Origin of the sequence: Paenibacillus lacisoli (genome assembly GCF_030580655.1) — a bacterium.
Taxonomy (GTDB): domain Bacteria; phylum Bacillota; class Bacilli; order Paenibacillales; family Paenibacillaceae; genus Paenibacillus; species Paenibacillus lacisoli.
Genome location: NZ_JAUQTB010000005.1, coordinates 176,030 through 189,569, shown reverse-complemented (window position 1 = coordinate 189,569; position 13,540 = coordinate 176,030). Strand labels below are relative to the sequence as shown.

General features: G+C 51.8%; 13 protein-coding genes. 10 read left to right on the top strand and 3 right to left on the bottom strand.

The features are described from left to right. The first annotated feature begins 7 nt into the window (after positions 1 to 7). Entirely contained in the window at positions 8 to 1,255 is a 1,248-nt protein-coding gene (locus Q5741_RS11530; protein ID WP_305024238.1) for a cation:proton antiporter, read from the top strand. 58 nt (positions 1,256 to 1,313) lie between these two features. Here the strand turns inward: Q5741_RS11530 and Q5741_RS11525 are convergent, their stop codons facing one another. Further along, on the bottom strand, positions 1,314 to 2,222 hold the full coding sequence (locus Q5741_RS11525; RefSeq protein WP_305024237.1) for a LysR family transcriptional regulator: 909 nt from the start codon (positions 2,220 to 2,222) through the stop codon (positions 1,314 to 1,316). A 278-nt stretch (positions 2,223 to 2,500) separates the two neighbouring features. Between Q5741_RS11525 and Q5741_RS11520 the strand changes: the two genes are divergently transcribed. The 7 genes from Q5741_RS11520 to Q5741_RS11490 all read left to right on the top strand — a co-directional run bounded on the left by Q5741_RS11520 (position 2,501) and on the right by Q5741_RS11490 (position 9,363). Continuing rightward, positions 2,501 to 3,169 carry a succinate dehydrogenase cytochrome b558 subunit gene (locus Q5741_RS11520; RefSeq protein WP_305024236.1) on the top strand — a complete coding sequence of 223 codons (669 nt, stop codon included), beginning with the start codon at positions 2,501 to 2,503 and terminating at the stop codon, positions 3,167 to 3,169. A gap of 15 nt (positions 3,170 to 3,184) precedes the next feature. Further along, complete coding sequence (gene sdhA, locus Q5741_RS11515) at positions 3,185 to 4,927, top strand: succinate dehydrogenase flavoprotein subunit (protein WP_305024235.1); 1,743 nt, start codon at positions 3,185 to 3,187, stop codon at positions 4,925 to 4,927. 115 nt (positions 4,928 to 5,042) lie between these two features. Further along, a complete protein-coding gene (gene sdhB / locus Q5741_RS11510) occupies positions 5,043 to 5,807 on the top strand; it encodes a succinate dehydrogenase iron-sulfur subunit (protein WP_305024234.1) in 765 nt (254 codons plus the stop codon). 187 nt (positions 5,808 to 5,994) lie between these two features. After that, a complete protein-coding gene (locus Q5741_RS11505; RefSeq protein WP_305024233.1) occupies positions 5,995 to 6,807 on the top strand; it encodes an aminoglycoside N(3)-acetyltransferase in 813 nt (270 codons plus the stop codon). Between the two features lie 224 nt (positions 6,808 to 7,031). Next, complete coding sequence (locus Q5741_RS11500; protein WP_305024232.1) at positions 7,032 to 7,940, top strand: metallophosphoesterase; 909 nt, start codon at positions 7,032 to 7,034, stop codon at positions 7,938 to 7,940. Between the two features lie 28 nt (positions 7,941 to 7,968). After that, a complete protein-coding gene (locus Q5741_RS11495; protein WP_305024231.1) occupies positions 7,969 to 8,712 on the top strand; it encodes a metallophosphoesterase family protein in 744 nt (247 codons plus the stop codon). 21 nt (positions 8,713 to 8,733) lie between these two features. After that, entirely contained in the window at positions 8,734 to 9,363 is a 630-nt protein-coding gene (locus tag Q5741_RS11490; RefSeq protein WP_305024230.1) for a GNAT family N-acetyltransferase, read from the top strand. Positions 9,364 to 9,511: 148 nt separating this feature from the next. Here Q5741_RS11490 and Q5741_RS11485 read toward each other — a convergent pair whose 3' ends face one another. Both Q5741_RS11485 and Q5741_RS11480 read right to left on the bottom strand, forming a co-directional pair. Continuing rightward, entirely contained in the window at positions 9,512 to 10,321 is an 810-nt protein-coding gene (locus Q5741_RS11485) for a histidinol-phosphatase (protein ID WP_305024229.1), read from the bottom strand. A 35-nt stretch (positions 10,322 to 10,356) separates the two neighbouring features. After that, on the bottom strand, positions 10,357 to 11,259 hold the full coding sequence (locus tag Q5741_RS11480) for a LysR family transcriptional regulator (RefSeq protein ID WP_305024228.1): 903 nt from the start codon (positions 11,257 to 11,259) through the stop codon (positions 10,357 to 10,359). A gap of 212 nt (positions 11,260 to 11,471) precedes the next feature. Between Q5741_RS11480 and Q5741_RS11475 the strand changes: the two genes are divergently transcribed. Together Q5741_RS11475 and Q5741_RS11470 are read left to right on the top strand one after the other, a co-directional pair. Continuing rightward, entirely contained in the window at positions 11,472 to 12,785 is a 1,314-nt protein-coding gene (locus tag Q5741_RS11475; RefSeq protein ID WP_305024227.1) for an MFS transporter, read from the top strand. Between the two features lie 276 nt (positions 12,786 to 13,061). Beyond that, the gene (locus Q5741_RS11470) at positions 13,062 to 13,520 is read left to right on the top strand and encodes a chemotaxis protein CheX (RefSeq protein WP_305024226.1); all 459 of its coding nucleotides are present in this window, start codon (positions 13,062 to 13,064) and stop codon (positions 13,518 to 13,520) included. Positions 13,521 to 13,540: the final 20 nt, after the last annotated feature.

The following is a 13,540-nucleotide window of genomic DNA, read 5'->3' as shown; positions in this document are numbered from 1 at the left end:
AACAGCTATGGAATCCTCGGCTACGGAAATGATCCACCATGTATTACTTCTACTATTATTCATTCTGGCGGTCGGCATGTTTGCCGGCCGTTTCGCTGCCCTGCTGAAGCTGCCGGACGTTGTGCTTTTTATCGCGGCAGGCATGCTGATCGGACCCGGACTCGGTCTCATTCATGAACCGGGCAGCTCGGTGATTAATCAATTTATTTTGACAGCAGGTTCTGTATTGATTCTGTTCGACGGGGGACGAAATTTGCGTCTGGAGGGCCTACGGAAAGTCTGGCTTACAGTGTCCATGCTGAGTGTCCCCGGCGTCCTGGTGACTGTGGGCATTGTCGGGACAGGCGTTCACTACCTGTTCGGCATAGACTGGATGTTCGCTCTGCTGGTCGCCGCGGTTATTGCTTCGACCGATCCGGCTTCCATCATTCCCGTTTTCCGCCAAGTAAGCATACGTGAGCGGGTACGCATTACGGTGGAGAGTGAGTCGGCTTTTAATGATGCGACAGGCTCGATTGTTACTTTTGCGCTGCTAGCGGCTGTGGAAGGAGGCCGGCTTCATGTACAGACGATGACCTGGGACTTTCTCAGAACGGCTATCGGGGGCATCGTCATCGGCTTCATCCTTGCAGCTGGTGTGAATTATCTGGTTGCGCATCTGAGAATCGGCATTTTGCAGGAGTATACAACGATTGCAATGATTGTGGTGGCCCTATCTTCGTACCTCGCCGGCGATCTCCTGCATGTCAGCGGGTATATGGCTGCTTTTGCGGCCGGGTTAATCTGGGGGAATGCGCATATCTTCGGTCTCTCTATGGAGGCCAAGATGAACGAGATGGGAATGGTTGCGGACAATCTGACGCTGATGATGCGCATGCTGATCTTCATTCTCCTGGGCAGCCAGGTTAACTTCCAGGCACTAGGTCACTATTTTTGGCCAAGTCTGGGTGTAGTTCTGATCCTGATGCTGGCCGCGCGTCCACTGACGGTTCTCGTCTCCGCACTGCCTGACCGCCAATCACGATGGTCTTGGCAGGAGCTTCTCTTCATGATGTGGGTCCGGGAGACCGGGGTGATTCCGGCTGCGCTGTCCGGTATTATTATTGCAACGGGCGTTGCCCATGGCGAGATTATCGCCTCAGTGACATTCATGGCCATCATGCTGACCATCCTGCTGCAGGCAAGCACGACAGCCTGGGCAGCGCGGCGGCTGGGGCTGGAAATTAACGGTGAAAACAGCCGGAACCCAGCCTAGCACAACATTCAGGCTCCAATGTCTGCCAAGAAGGCAGCTCATGGAGCCTTTTTTGTTCTTATGAGGTACTATGGATGGCGGCGAAGGACTGCTGCGTTTCTGTAATCCAATACAAGGCTGTCGGACTGTGCTCGACGGTGTCGTCATAAATCAGGCAGGTCGTCCGGCGGGTCTGCTCAAGCTCGGGAATATGAAAGGAGACCAGCTCGTTGTCCCGCAGCAGCTGTCCGCGCAGATACGATTTGGGCAGCAGGGCGGACGCCTTGAAGATGGGGAGTAACCGCACAATAGCTTCAAAGGAATCGATCTCTGTCCTGATGTCAGGCATGACGCCAAACCGCTGGAACAGATCGTCCGTCATCCGGCGGTAGAGCGTCCCTTTGGAGAACATAATCATCGGCTGGCCCTGCAGCTCTTCAAGGCGTGCCTGGCGGGAGCGTGAGACAAAAGGATGACTCTGGGGAATAACCAGCTCCAGATGGTCGTCAAACAGGGGGATGCACACCAGACCAGGTTCATCAATATAGGAGCCGATCAGACCGACGTCCACCTTTTTATCCCTTACAGAAGAGACAATCTCCAGCGTTTTACCGGTCAGCAGCTTCATCTCGGTCTGGGGATGCCGTTCCATGAACTCATTCATCAGCGAGGGGAGCGTCGTCTGAAGAGTAGTCAGGCTCGCGCCGAGCGTAAGCGAACGCGGAAGCTCGCTTTTGAACTGGGAGAGGGTCTGGAGGAACTGGCTCTGCCGCCGCCGCTGCTCCAATGCGAACGTGTACGTGATCTGGCCGACACTGGTCAGCTCAAGACGTTTGCCCCGGCGGTCGAACAGGGTAACGCCCAGCTCGCTCTCCAGTTTGGCGATTTTGCGGGACAATGCGGGCTGAGAGAGATTAAGCAGCTTGGAGGCACGGTTCAGACTCGACTGCTCAACAACGATTGCGAATGCATTCATATCTTCAAACAAAGAGGATTCACTCCTTGAGACCATATTGGATGGGAAGAGGTGAAGAAAGTGATAGCGGTTTCTATCTTATGTCTCTAGGTTATAACAATTAATAAGTATATTGCAATTCCATTATAAGTTGAAAAAGAGTAACATGAACAATGACACAAGTTGTTCACAACATGGAAAAATGGAGCAATTTGTCGATCCTTCCTATCCAGGGAGTAGTTTACCTTCTTTTATAAAATGTAAAAAGTACTATTGAAAACGCTATCTATGGGAAAGGGGAATGACCGTTTATGAAAGGGTATTATTCCAGAAAGCTGCATTCATTGCTCGGCGTTATTCCGCTCGGGCTGTTCTTCCTGGAGCATTTGATCACCAACTTCTCCGCGGTGGAAGGAGGCTTGGACGGCTTCAACAAAAGCGTAGCCTTCCTGAATGGCCTTCCGCTCGTGATCGTGCTGGAGACGGTACTGATCTATCTTCCGCTTCTGTTCCACGGAATTTATGGTCTCTATATCGCCTATCAGGCGAAGCCCAATGTTAACCGGTACGGTTATGAGCGCAACTGGCGTTATACCCTGCAGCGGGTCAGCGGCATTGTTACATTCGTATTTATTATCTGGCACGTGTACGATACCCGTTTCCAGGTGGCTCTGGGGCAGGTCACACATGAAGAGCTTGGAGGGCTGATGCACAATATCGTCACCCAGCCGGTCTTCTTCATTTTCTACCTCATTGGTGTAGTGTCCACCTCCTTCCACTTTGCGAACGGCCTCTGGTCCTTCCTCGTGGCATGGGGCATTACGGTTGGACCGCGTGCACAGCGTGTGTCTTCCTACATCTGTATGATACTGTTCGCCGTTGTAGCCATCATGTTTATTGTTACTCTGTTTGTCTTCCGCAGCGCGGAGTTTGATCAGACTACCGCGTTTATCAATACCGTGAAAGCAGTCATCAGTTAAGAAGGAGTGGGTCATATGGCAGCATCCAATATCATTGTTGTGGGCGGAGGCCTGGCAGGCCTCATGTCCACAATCAAGGCCGCTGAGGCAGGCGTCCATGTTCATTTGTTTTCTCTGGTTCCGGTTAAACGCTCGCACTCTGTGTGTGCACAGGGCGGCATTAACGGAGCCGTAAATACAAAAGGGGAGGGCGACTCTCCTTGGATTCATTTTGACGATACCGTATACGGCGGTGACTTCCTAGCTAATCAGCCGCCGGTTAAGGCGATGTGTGAAGCAGCACCTGGCATCATTCACCTGATGGACCGGATGGGCGTAATGTTCAACCGGACACCGGAAGGTCTGCTGGATTTCCGCCGCTTCGGCGGAACGAAGCATCACCGTACGGCATTTGCAGGTGCAACCACCGGCCAGCAGCTGCTGTACGCGCTGGATGAACAGGTCCGCCGCTGGGAATCCGCAGGTCTCGTAACGAAATACGAGAACTGGGAGTTCCTGCAGGCTGTGATTGATGACGAGGGGATCTGCCGCGGCATCGTCGGTCAGAATCTGCGCAGCATGGAAGTGCAGACCTTCGCTGCCGACGCTGTGATTCTGGCCAGCGGCGGACCGGGCATTATCTTCGGACGTACCACCAACTCGGTGATCAACACAGGAACGGCGGCGAGTGCGGTATATCAGCAGGGCGTGCACTATGCGAACGGGGAATTCATCCAGATTCACCCGACAGCGATTCCGGGCGACGACAAGCTGCGCCTGATGTCCGAATCCGCCCGCGGTGAGGGCGGCCGGATCTGGACCTACAAGGACGGCAAACCTTGGTACTTCCTTGAAGAGAAGTATCCTTCCTACGGCAATCTGGTGCCGCGTGATATCGCAACCCGGGAAATCTTCCATGTCTGTGTCGATATGGGTCTTGGCGTTAACGGAGAGAACATGGTATACCTGGATCTTTCCCACAAGGATCCGAAGGAGCTCGATGTCAAGCTGGGCGGCATCATTGAAATCTATGAAAAATTCATGGGTGATGATCCGCGTAAAATTCCAATGAAGATCTTCCCGGCTGTCCATTATTCGATGGGCGGCATGTGGGTCGATTACAACCAGATGACTAACATTCCGGGGCTGTTCGCAGCAGGCGAATGTGAGTACCAGTATCATGGTGCGAACCGTCTGGGAGCCAATTCGCTCGTCTCGGCCATCTTCGGCGGCATGATGGCCGGACCGAAGGCCGTAGAATATATCAAGGGTCTGAAGAAATCGGTACAGGACGTATCCTCATCCGTATTTGACGGCTACAAGAACCGCCAGGAACAGAAATACCAGAACATCCTCCGCATGGATGGAAGCGAGAATGCTTATGTCATTCACCGTGAGCTGGGTGAATGGATGACCAATAATATGACAGTGGTACGTTACAATGACAAGCTGGAAGCTACCATCGGCAAAATCAAGGAGCTGAAGGAGCGTTACCACCGCATTAACATCAATGATGCATCGCAGTGGAACAATGCAGGTGCTGCCTTTACCCGTCAGCTCTGGAACATGCTTGAGCTGGCTGAAGCAATGACCAAAGGTGCGCTGCTCCGTGATGAAAGCCGCGGCGCACACTACAAGCCGGACTTCCCGGACCGTAACGATGATGAATTCCTGAAGACGACGATTGCCAAATGGACAGCAGATGGACCGGATATCTCTTATGAGCCGGTTGATGTATCCCTCATCCCGCCGCGGATCCGTGACTATTCCAAAGACTGACGGATACGGGATACGTACGCTGATAGGGCTGCTGTTAAGGGCTAGTAACCAGACCTCTGAAGAAGACTCACAACATAATCAACATAAACACAGGGATTGAGAAAGGAGAATGAACATGGCGGAAACAGCTGCTGCCAGCAAGATGGTCAAGTTTGTAATTACACGCCAGGATCAACCGGATTCGGCTTCCTATACGGAGGAATTCGAGCTTCCGTACCGTCCCGGCATGAATGTTATCAGCGCATTGATGGAAATCCAGCGAAATCCGGTTAACAGCAAGGGAGCTTCCATTGCACCCGTGTGCTGGGAATCGAACTGTCTCGAGGAAGTGTGCGGAGCCTGCTCCATGGTCATCAACGGTAAGCCGCGTCAAGCATGTGCGGCGCTGATTGATAACCTGGAGCAGCCGATCACCGTGGAGCCGATGAAGACGTTCCCCGTCGTCCGCGACCTGGTCATCGACCGCAGCCGGATGTTCAATGCATTAAAGAAGGTCAAAGCATGGATTCCGATCGATGGTACTTATGATTTGGGCCCAGGACCGAAGATGGCAGAGAAGAAAAGACAATGGGCTTATGAGCTGTCGAAATGCATGACCTGCGGCGTATGCCTGGAGGCTTGTCCAAACGTGAATGACAAAACAAGCTTCATCGGACCTGCGGCGATCTCGCAGGTGCGTCTCTTCAATGCCCATCCAACAGGCGAAATGAACGCTGAAGAGCGTCTCGATGCTCTGATGACAGATGAAGGAATCGAAGGCTGCGGTAATTCGCAGAACTGCGTGCGCTCCTGTCCGAAAGGCATTCCGCTTACTACATCGATTGCGGAAATGAACAAAGCAACAACGAAACACATGTTCAAGCGCTGGCTGGGCATGTAAAATACTACTTTTACACAGCAGGCCTCCGTTATTACCGGAGGCCTGCTGTTGTGCTGTGTACAGTTCGGGAGCAGGAAGAACGTGCTGGTCTTATGATATACTTTCTATAATCAGCCATTGATTTGACAGAAAGATAGTGAATAGTAAGGATCGAATAGTAAGGATTGAATAGAAAGGATCGAATAATATGACAGCACAACGCATTACTGATCAGCCGGTCACGGCCTCGGAGATCGTCGTAACTCTGAGGGAGAAGCTTAGCATTAAGCCTGGTATGGTGCTTCTGGTCCACTCCTCGTTGTCAGCCTTCAAACGTTATATTCCTGGCGGAGCTGCAGCTGTAATTATGGCCTTGGAGGAGGTGCTGGGTCCGGAAGGGACCCTGATCATGCCAACACAATCCAGTGATCTTACCGATCCATCAACCTGGATGGCACCGCCAGCCGATCCGAAGTGGTGGGATTTGATTCGTGACGAGATGCCGGCGTATGATCCCTTTTTGACTGAAACCCGAGGGATGGGGAGCATACCTGAATTGTTCAGACTGCAGCCCGGCGTAAGACGGAGCTGTCATCCGCAGTTGTCTTTTGCTGCTAAAGGTCCGCTTGCGGAGCAAATTATAGACCATCATAGTCTGGACTTTGGCCTTGGAGAGCATTCCCCGCTGGCCAGAATGTATGACCTTGAGGCTCAGGTACTGTTCCTGGGCACAACCCATGCGACGAACACCTCCTTCCACCTGGCAGAGTACCGGACCGCTTACAGGGGGCGTGTTGAGCTGATGAGCCAAGCCCCACTCTTAACCGAGTCAGGTAAGGAATGGAAGGAGTTCAAAAACTACAACATTGATTCGGATGACTTTGAGGCGTTGGGTGCGGACTTCGAGCAGGAGCATCCCTCCAGCTGGAAGCGCTGCACCCTTGGTGAGGCGGACTGCTTCCTGGCCTCTCAGCGTGATATGGTGGATTATGCTGCCATGTGGCTCGCTGTAAAACGTTAAGATTTTAATGAGGCATCCAGCATGAAGGGCTTTTCGGATGATAAGTCCTCCCCTCGTCAAGATGAGCTTGATGACGAATGACGGGTTAGCAGTAACGCATTACGGATAAGGGCTAAGGTCGTAATGACCGGAATAGGGTAATACATAGGTAGCCCCCATGCAGCACCAGTTGATTCCTGGGTAGAGGGAATGCAGATGTAAAGAGATATTGGGGAGATGATCATATGGAAGATACGCCGCATTCGGAGCGGCAGACACCCCTCCGCCGGAAGGATCGTCATCAGAAGGAGCTCAACACGTCAAGGAGGGCGTTCCTCAAAAAAGCGGCAGGTGCAGCTATCGGAGTCGGACTGCTGGGAGGTTATGCGGGATGGTGGGAGCCGAGACATCTGGAGATTAACCGCCTGAACTTATCGCTTTCCGGTCTCCCTGCTGCTTTTGCCGGTATGAAGATTGTTCATTTTAGTGATGTGCATTTGGGGTATCATACGGATGCAGAGGACTTCAAAAGACTGGCTGCGCTGATTCAGGCAGAGCAGCCGGATGTGCTCTGCTTTACAGGGGATATTGTAGATGATCATCCTTACAGTATGTTGGAATCCATAGATAGTATGGCAGGGCTGAATGCTCCTCTGGGCAAATTTGCAGTATTGGGCAATCATGATTACAAATGGGTATCCCGTCCGGACGGTCTGCCCGGACTGTACCCGCGTACCGGTTTTCAGCTTCTGCGTAATGAACATGTCTGGATTCAGAAGGGAAAGGATGCCATTGCAATGATTGGTCTGGAGGATCAAATTGAAGGCAAGGTGAAATTAGCCCAGGCTGTCGATGGAATCCCTTCAGAAGCATTCCGCATCCTGCTGATGCATGAGCCTGATTATGCGGATACAGCAGCAGCAAGCGGCTTTGCGCTGCAGCTGTCAGGTCACAGTCACGGAGGTCAGGTTCGCCTGCCTTTCGTTGGAGCATTGATTACACCGCTTGGGGGCAGACGGTATATTCAAGGGCTTCATTATATTGGGGAAACACATATGCCTTTATACGTGAACCGGGGATTTGGTATGACTCGTCTGCCAATCCGTTTCCTCTGTCGTCCGGAACTAACCGTTCTGACGCTGAACCCCGTCTAGTACAGCAGCGATAAGGAGAGAAAAGAGGATGGAACGAATTGCTGTAGTATCCGATATACATGGAAATAAAACAGCCTGGGATGCAGTGGTTGCAGATATCGAGCGGAGGGGAATTACGCGCATCTTCTGTCTGGGAGATCTGGTAGGAAAAGGTCCGATGCCTGCAGAAGTAGTAGACAGTATCCGTGAACGGGCTGAGATTGTCGTTCGCGGCAACTGGGATGAGCTGGTCACGAAGGTGCAGGACAATATCAATTTCACCTGGCAGGCAGAACGGCTGGGTGAGGAGCGGCTGATGTATCTGCTTACGCTTCCATTCAGTTACGATTTCCGGTTAAGCGGCCGCCATATCCGGCTGCTGCATGCTTCACCTCAAAGCGTCTATCACCGGGTTCAGCCCTGGGATGAGGAGAAACTGCGGCTGGCCATGTTCGACCCGATTGTGACGCCAAAAGATGAGATGGAGGCAGCTTCTCCGGATGTCGTGGGTTATGGAGATGTACATAATGCATATCTGCAGCATCTGGATGGCAAAGTATTATTTAACGCAGGCAGTGTCGGCAACCCGCTGGACTTGACGCAGGCATCGTATTGTATCCTGGAAGGGGACTTTGACAGCAGACAGACGGGTTCCTTTAACATCCAGTTTGTCCGGGTGCCTTACAACATTGAGTTGGAAGTTGAGCGTGCAGCCGCTGCGGGTGTCCCTTCTCTGGACTTATATATCCGTGAGCTGCGAACAGGGGTTTACCGGGGAATGGCCGGCGAATAAATCTAAAGGAGAGGGTCGGCCATGACATGGCCTACAAAGCTTGCCGATCACGACAAGAATCGGCTTCAGCCAGAGCTTATCCTCACAAAAAGCAGCATCCGCGAGGTTCAACCTGTACTTCATCATCCGCTTCTTACATTAATGCTGTTATCAGGAGCCGATTACGAGCGGCTGCTGGATATGGTCTCTCACCCGGAGGTGATCCGGTATGTGAACAGAGCTTCACAGCCGCTTCCCATCCGGGCGAGAAAGCTGGTTATGCAGATTAAGGATAGTGCCCTTACCATGCAATCTCTGCATTTCGGGATTTGGGAGAAGGCAACGGGCAAATTCGCCGGACTGGTTTCTTTTCAATTCTGGAATGAGCTGACAGGAGAGGCCCAGGTCGGATATATACTGGGTAGAGACTGGTGGGGACGCGGTTATGCCACAGCATCGCTGAAGCTGCTGCTGCAGTTTGGTTTCTCTCGACTGGGTTTGCATGATGTGGAAGCCCGCTGTCATCCGGATAATTCAGCCTCGTTGAGAGTACTCGTGAAGAACGGTCTGACATTTGGCAGAGTCATTGCTCCATATGCAGAAGGAGACGGGGGAGTTCCGGTCCATGTCTACAAGTTAACCCGGAATCAGTGGATGAGGCAGAAGATGTGACGCAAATGATATATTTTGTTACACAATTGAAATAATGCCGACATTAACCTCTAACAGAGACAGGGTAAACTTATTGACATGACCCCCTTTTTGAATATATAAACTGCTTTTGGGACCCGCCGGTATGGCAGGTCCCCTTTTTTTGTTCTTATAGCTCGGCGATTTGTTTCTTTTTCTGCTTAAAATAGACCCACTTCTTAAAACCGATATCCTTCAAACGGCTGCGCACCGCTTCCCATTCGTCACCTACGCGGGATGGTTTGTGTGCGTCAGATCCGAAGGTCACATCGACCCCGAAATGACAGGCTCGCTCGAGAATGTCATCTGCCGGATACCAGCCGCCGCTCAATTTGGTTTTGCCGGAAGTATTAATCTCAATGGCTACTCCGCACTCGGCGATGGTCTTCAAGGTGTTATCTAGCGCGCGTGCAGCCTGGATGCTGGAGAAAGCCGGGTAATTGCCCTTCATCGCATCCATATGACCCAGGATCTGAAACATGCCGCTCTTCGCCGATTCTGCAATAAGAGCAAAATAGCCTTCCTTCACCTCAATTTTGCGTGCATCGCTTAAATCACGCCAGCGGTTTTTGTTGAAGATGCTGATCCCCTCAATCTGGTGAACCGAACCGATCATGTAGTCGAAAGGATATGGCGCAAGCGCCTTACGATAGATTTCTGCGTACTGCGGGAAGTAATCGGATTCAATACCAAGCAGGACGTCAATCCGGCCGGCATATTCAGCCTTCAGCTTCAGCACCTCTTCCACATAACCGGCAATTTGGGATTTGCCCATATAAATATGCGGGAAGGGTTGCTCCTCGTCGCTGCCGAAATAAGGGGTATGGTCCGAAATGCCAATGGCTTGCAGACCTTCGGCGATCCCAGCCTCAATGTAATCCCTGATGTCACCATCAGCATGACCGCAGCGGTAGTGGTGGGTATGCAGATCAAATTTCATGGACATGCTCCTCTCTGAACGGGTCTGGTGATCGGTTATTCCGAGCTGATAAATTGGGTTTCCGGCATGCCCTTCAGGTCACTCAGAAACTGCTGCATAGCCGAATTTAGATAACGGCTGGATTTGTATATAACACCTACCGGATGGCTGACTTCCAGTTCAGTAATTTGAATGATCTTCAGGGTGCCCGAACGTGTCTCAGAAGCAACGGACTGCCGGGATATAATAGCTGCTCCCAGGTTCAGTTCAACCATCCGCTTGACTTCCTCACTGCTGGACAGCTCCATAACAACGTGCGGCTCGATATTGTAGCGGCGGAAAACATCTTCGGCAAAACGTCGTCCCACGGTATCCGGGGAAAGCAGGATGAGCGGGACTTCCCGCAGCGCTTCCATATCGGCATGAGGACTGGCGGCCAGCGGGTGCTCAGGAGAGACAACCAGCTCGAAGGTGTCGTAGTAGAGAACCGAGCTGCTGAGATTCGGATTTCGTTCAATCAGATACCCGATGCCTACATCAACCAGTCCGTTCTCTACTTGCTGATAGATCTGCGAGGAGGGCATCGACTGAATGCTGGTTTTGATCAGAGGGAATTGATCCTGGAAGTAGGAGAGGACACGCGGCAGAATCTGAATGGCGATCGAGGTGGTGGTACCAAGTACAATACGTCCTTGCGGAATTTGATCAAGATCGGACAGCTTCTGCTTCAGCTCCTCCACAATATCTAGGATGCGTTCGGCGTGTTCGAGAAATACCTGGCCGCGATCCGTCAGGGTGACGGGTTGGCTCCGGTCGACCAGCACCGTTTTGAACTCGTCCTCAAGACTTTTAATCTGGGCGGATACAGCGGGCTGTGTCAGATTGAGCAGTTCGCCGGCCTTGCGGAAACTCATCGTCTTGGAGATCGTCAACAGCGTCTCCAGTTGACTTATGTTCATAGGTACACCCTCCTTTTGCGTGGATGTGAATTGTGATCTGTACCAGACGTCTATGTAGTTCGAAATGGTTTTCATTAAATTATAGGGGATTCCCCCTCTTAGGGCAATCAAACCCGTTCCGGTTGGCAGGTTCATATTCATTTAATCGAAATCGACATTCACTTTTACAAACAGGGCTTAAGGTGGAAGAAGAGAATAGAGGAGGATGTTAAATGAACAAGAAACAAGCCCGCGCCTGGGCCATGTATGACTTCGCCAATTCGGCGTTTGCCACCACGATGCTGGCGGCGGTACTGCCGATTTATTATCAAAATGTGGCTGCCTCCGGGCTGCCTGGAGCGACTGCTTCCAGCTACTGGGCATTCTCACAGACCATCGCCATGATCCTGGTAGCCCTGCTGTCACCGGTTCTGGGGGCCGCCGCTGATTCCAGCGGGCACAAAGGCCTGTTCCTGGCGGTCAGTGCAATTTTGGGTGCTGCAGCCAGCAGTGCAATGGCGCTGGCCGGCCAGGGCGATTACATTCTGGTATCGCTGCTGTTCATCGTGGGGACCATCGGATTTTCCGGAGGTAACACCTTCTACGATGCCATGCTGCCGGATATTGCGCCCCCGGCTGAACGGGATGCGCTATCTACCAAAGGCTACATGTACGGCTATATTGGCGGAGGTGTACTGCTTGCCGTAAATATGGTGATGATCCAGCTGTGGAAGCCGTTAGGCTTTGCCAGTCAGACTCAGGCTACCCAGGCTGTATTTCTAACCGTTGGATTATGGTGGGTCCTCTTCAGTATTCCGCTGCTCCGGAACCTGCCGGCGGCTCCTCGAAAGGACCGTCTCGGATTCGCTCATCACACCAAAGACAGCTTCCGCCGGATTGGTCAGACATTCCGCAGTATTACCCGTTATCCCGAACTTCTCAAATACATGCTGGCCTTCTGGTTCTTCAATGACGGCATCAGCACCATTATCAGCATGGCGGCGATCTACGGCGCTCAGATCGGGATCGGCACGACGGACCTGATTGCAGCGCTGCTCATTACGCAGTTTGTCGGTATTCCTTTTACCTATGGGTTTGTCCGGCTGGCCCGGGCATTTGGTGCCAAACGTTCTTTATACGCATCGCTGGTGTTCTATACTTTGATTGTTACTTTCGGTTATTTTATGAAAACAGCCGTTCATTTCTATATTCTGGCCTTTATGGTCGGTATCGTACAGGGGGGCAGTCAAGCCTTGGCACGCTCCATCTACAGCCGCCTGGTTCCCCGTGAGCGGACAGCTGAATTTTTCGGTTTCCTGAGCCTCTCGGGTAAAGTATCCGCAGCTGCTGGCCCGGCCCTGTTTGGCTTAACGGCTGCCTGGACGGGGTCCAGCAGATTGGCCATTCTTTCTGTCATGCTGTTCTTCGTGATCGGCATGATCCTGCTGACCCGGGTCCAGCTGGATAAGGGAGAGCGTGAGGCAGGGAGAGCCGATGGGCCCGCTGAAGAGAACGATATCCAGGCCTCAACACCGGCGGTCATGTAATTTGCAGACATTGTGATTCAAAAGTCCTGCATTCCTGACGCAGTCATATCCATCCAGCACGCCGTCTTTTTGAACCCTTGCCCCGGGGAGAAAGAGATTTAGCGGTATTTACTCTAAATAATTGAAGTAGTCCTGACGATATATAAGTAGATTGTCGCTACAGATTAGCGTAATAATAGATGCTTTTTCCTAAGACTTAAAGTATAATAATTTTGAATTTAATGGGACTTTTGATGTGTGACCATCAACCCAGAGCAAAGGGGCGCAAAACCTATCATGAAAGCGGAAGTGATTAATCCATTCTTGGAATCAGCACGGCTTGTCATTGAGCAGGTCATTCAAATTTCACCGTCAACAGGCAGCCTTGGGGTGAAGAACGTAGAACTTATTGACAGTCATATCTGGATCATGATCGGGATGACAGGTCAAATGAGCGGGAATATTGTGTTTGGACTGCACGAACAGGTCGCGTTGAAAATGGTTTCGGCTATGATGGGCGGATTTGTGCTTACAGAGCTGGATGAGATGGGGCAAAGTGCTATTTCGGAACTGGGTAATATGATCAGCGGCAACGCCAGCACGATTCTGTCCAGTCAGGGTGTTACGGTGGACATTACGCCTCCGCAGGTTATGAAATCAGAAAACCTTACCTCATTCGTACCTCAGCGGGCACTAAGCATCCCACTGATGATGGATGGAATTGGCGAACTCGATATTCAGGTCATGATCTCTTAGAATGGATGGAGAGCGAATTC

Coding starts and splice junctions, on each gene's coding strand:
- Q5741_RS11485 (WP_305024229.1), bottom strand. CDS start 10,321: ATGAAATTTGATCTGCATACCCACCACTACCGCTGCGGTCATGCTGAT.
- Q5741_RS11480 (WP_305024228.1), bottom strand. CDS start 11,259: ATGAACATAAGTCAACTGGAGACGCTGTTGACGATCTCCAAGACGATG.
- Q5741_RS11505 (WP_305024233.1), top strand. CDS start 5,995: ATGACAGCACAACGCATTACTGATCAGCCGGTCACGGCCTCGGAGATC.
- sdhA (WP_305024235.1), top strand. CDS start 3,185: ATGGCAGCATCCAATATCATTGTTGTGGGCGGAGGCCTGGCAGGCCTC.
- Q5741_RS11475 (WP_305024227.1), top strand. CDS start 11,472: ATGAACAAGAAACAAGCCCGCGCCTGGGCCATGTATGACTTCGCCAAT.
- Q5741_RS11495 (WP_305024231.1), top strand. CDS start 7,969: ATGGAACGAATTGCTGTAGTATCCGATATACATGGAAATAAAACAGCC.
- sdhB (WP_305024234.1), top strand. CDS start 5,043: ATGGCGGAAACAGCTGCTGCCAGCAAGATGGTCAAGTTTGTAATTACA.
- Q5741_RS11530 (WP_305024238.1), top strand. CDS start 8: ATGGAATCCTCGGCTACGGAAATGATCCACCATGTATTACTTCTACTA.
- Q5741_RS11470 (WP_305024226.1), top strand. CDS start 13,062: ATGAAAGCGGAAGTGATTAATCCATTCTTGGAATCAGCACGGCTTGTC.
- Q5741_RS11520 (WP_305024236.1), top strand. CDS start 2,501: ATGAAAGGGTATTATTCCAGAAAGCTGCATTCATTGCTCGGCGTTATT.
- Q5741_RS11500 (WP_305024232.1), top strand. CDS start 7,032: ATGGAAGATACGCCGCATTCGGAGCGGCAGACACCCCTCCGCCGGAAG.
- Q5741_RS11490 (WP_305024230.1), top strand. CDS start 8,734: ATGACATGGCCTACAAAGCTTGCCGATCACGACAAGAATCGGCTTCAG.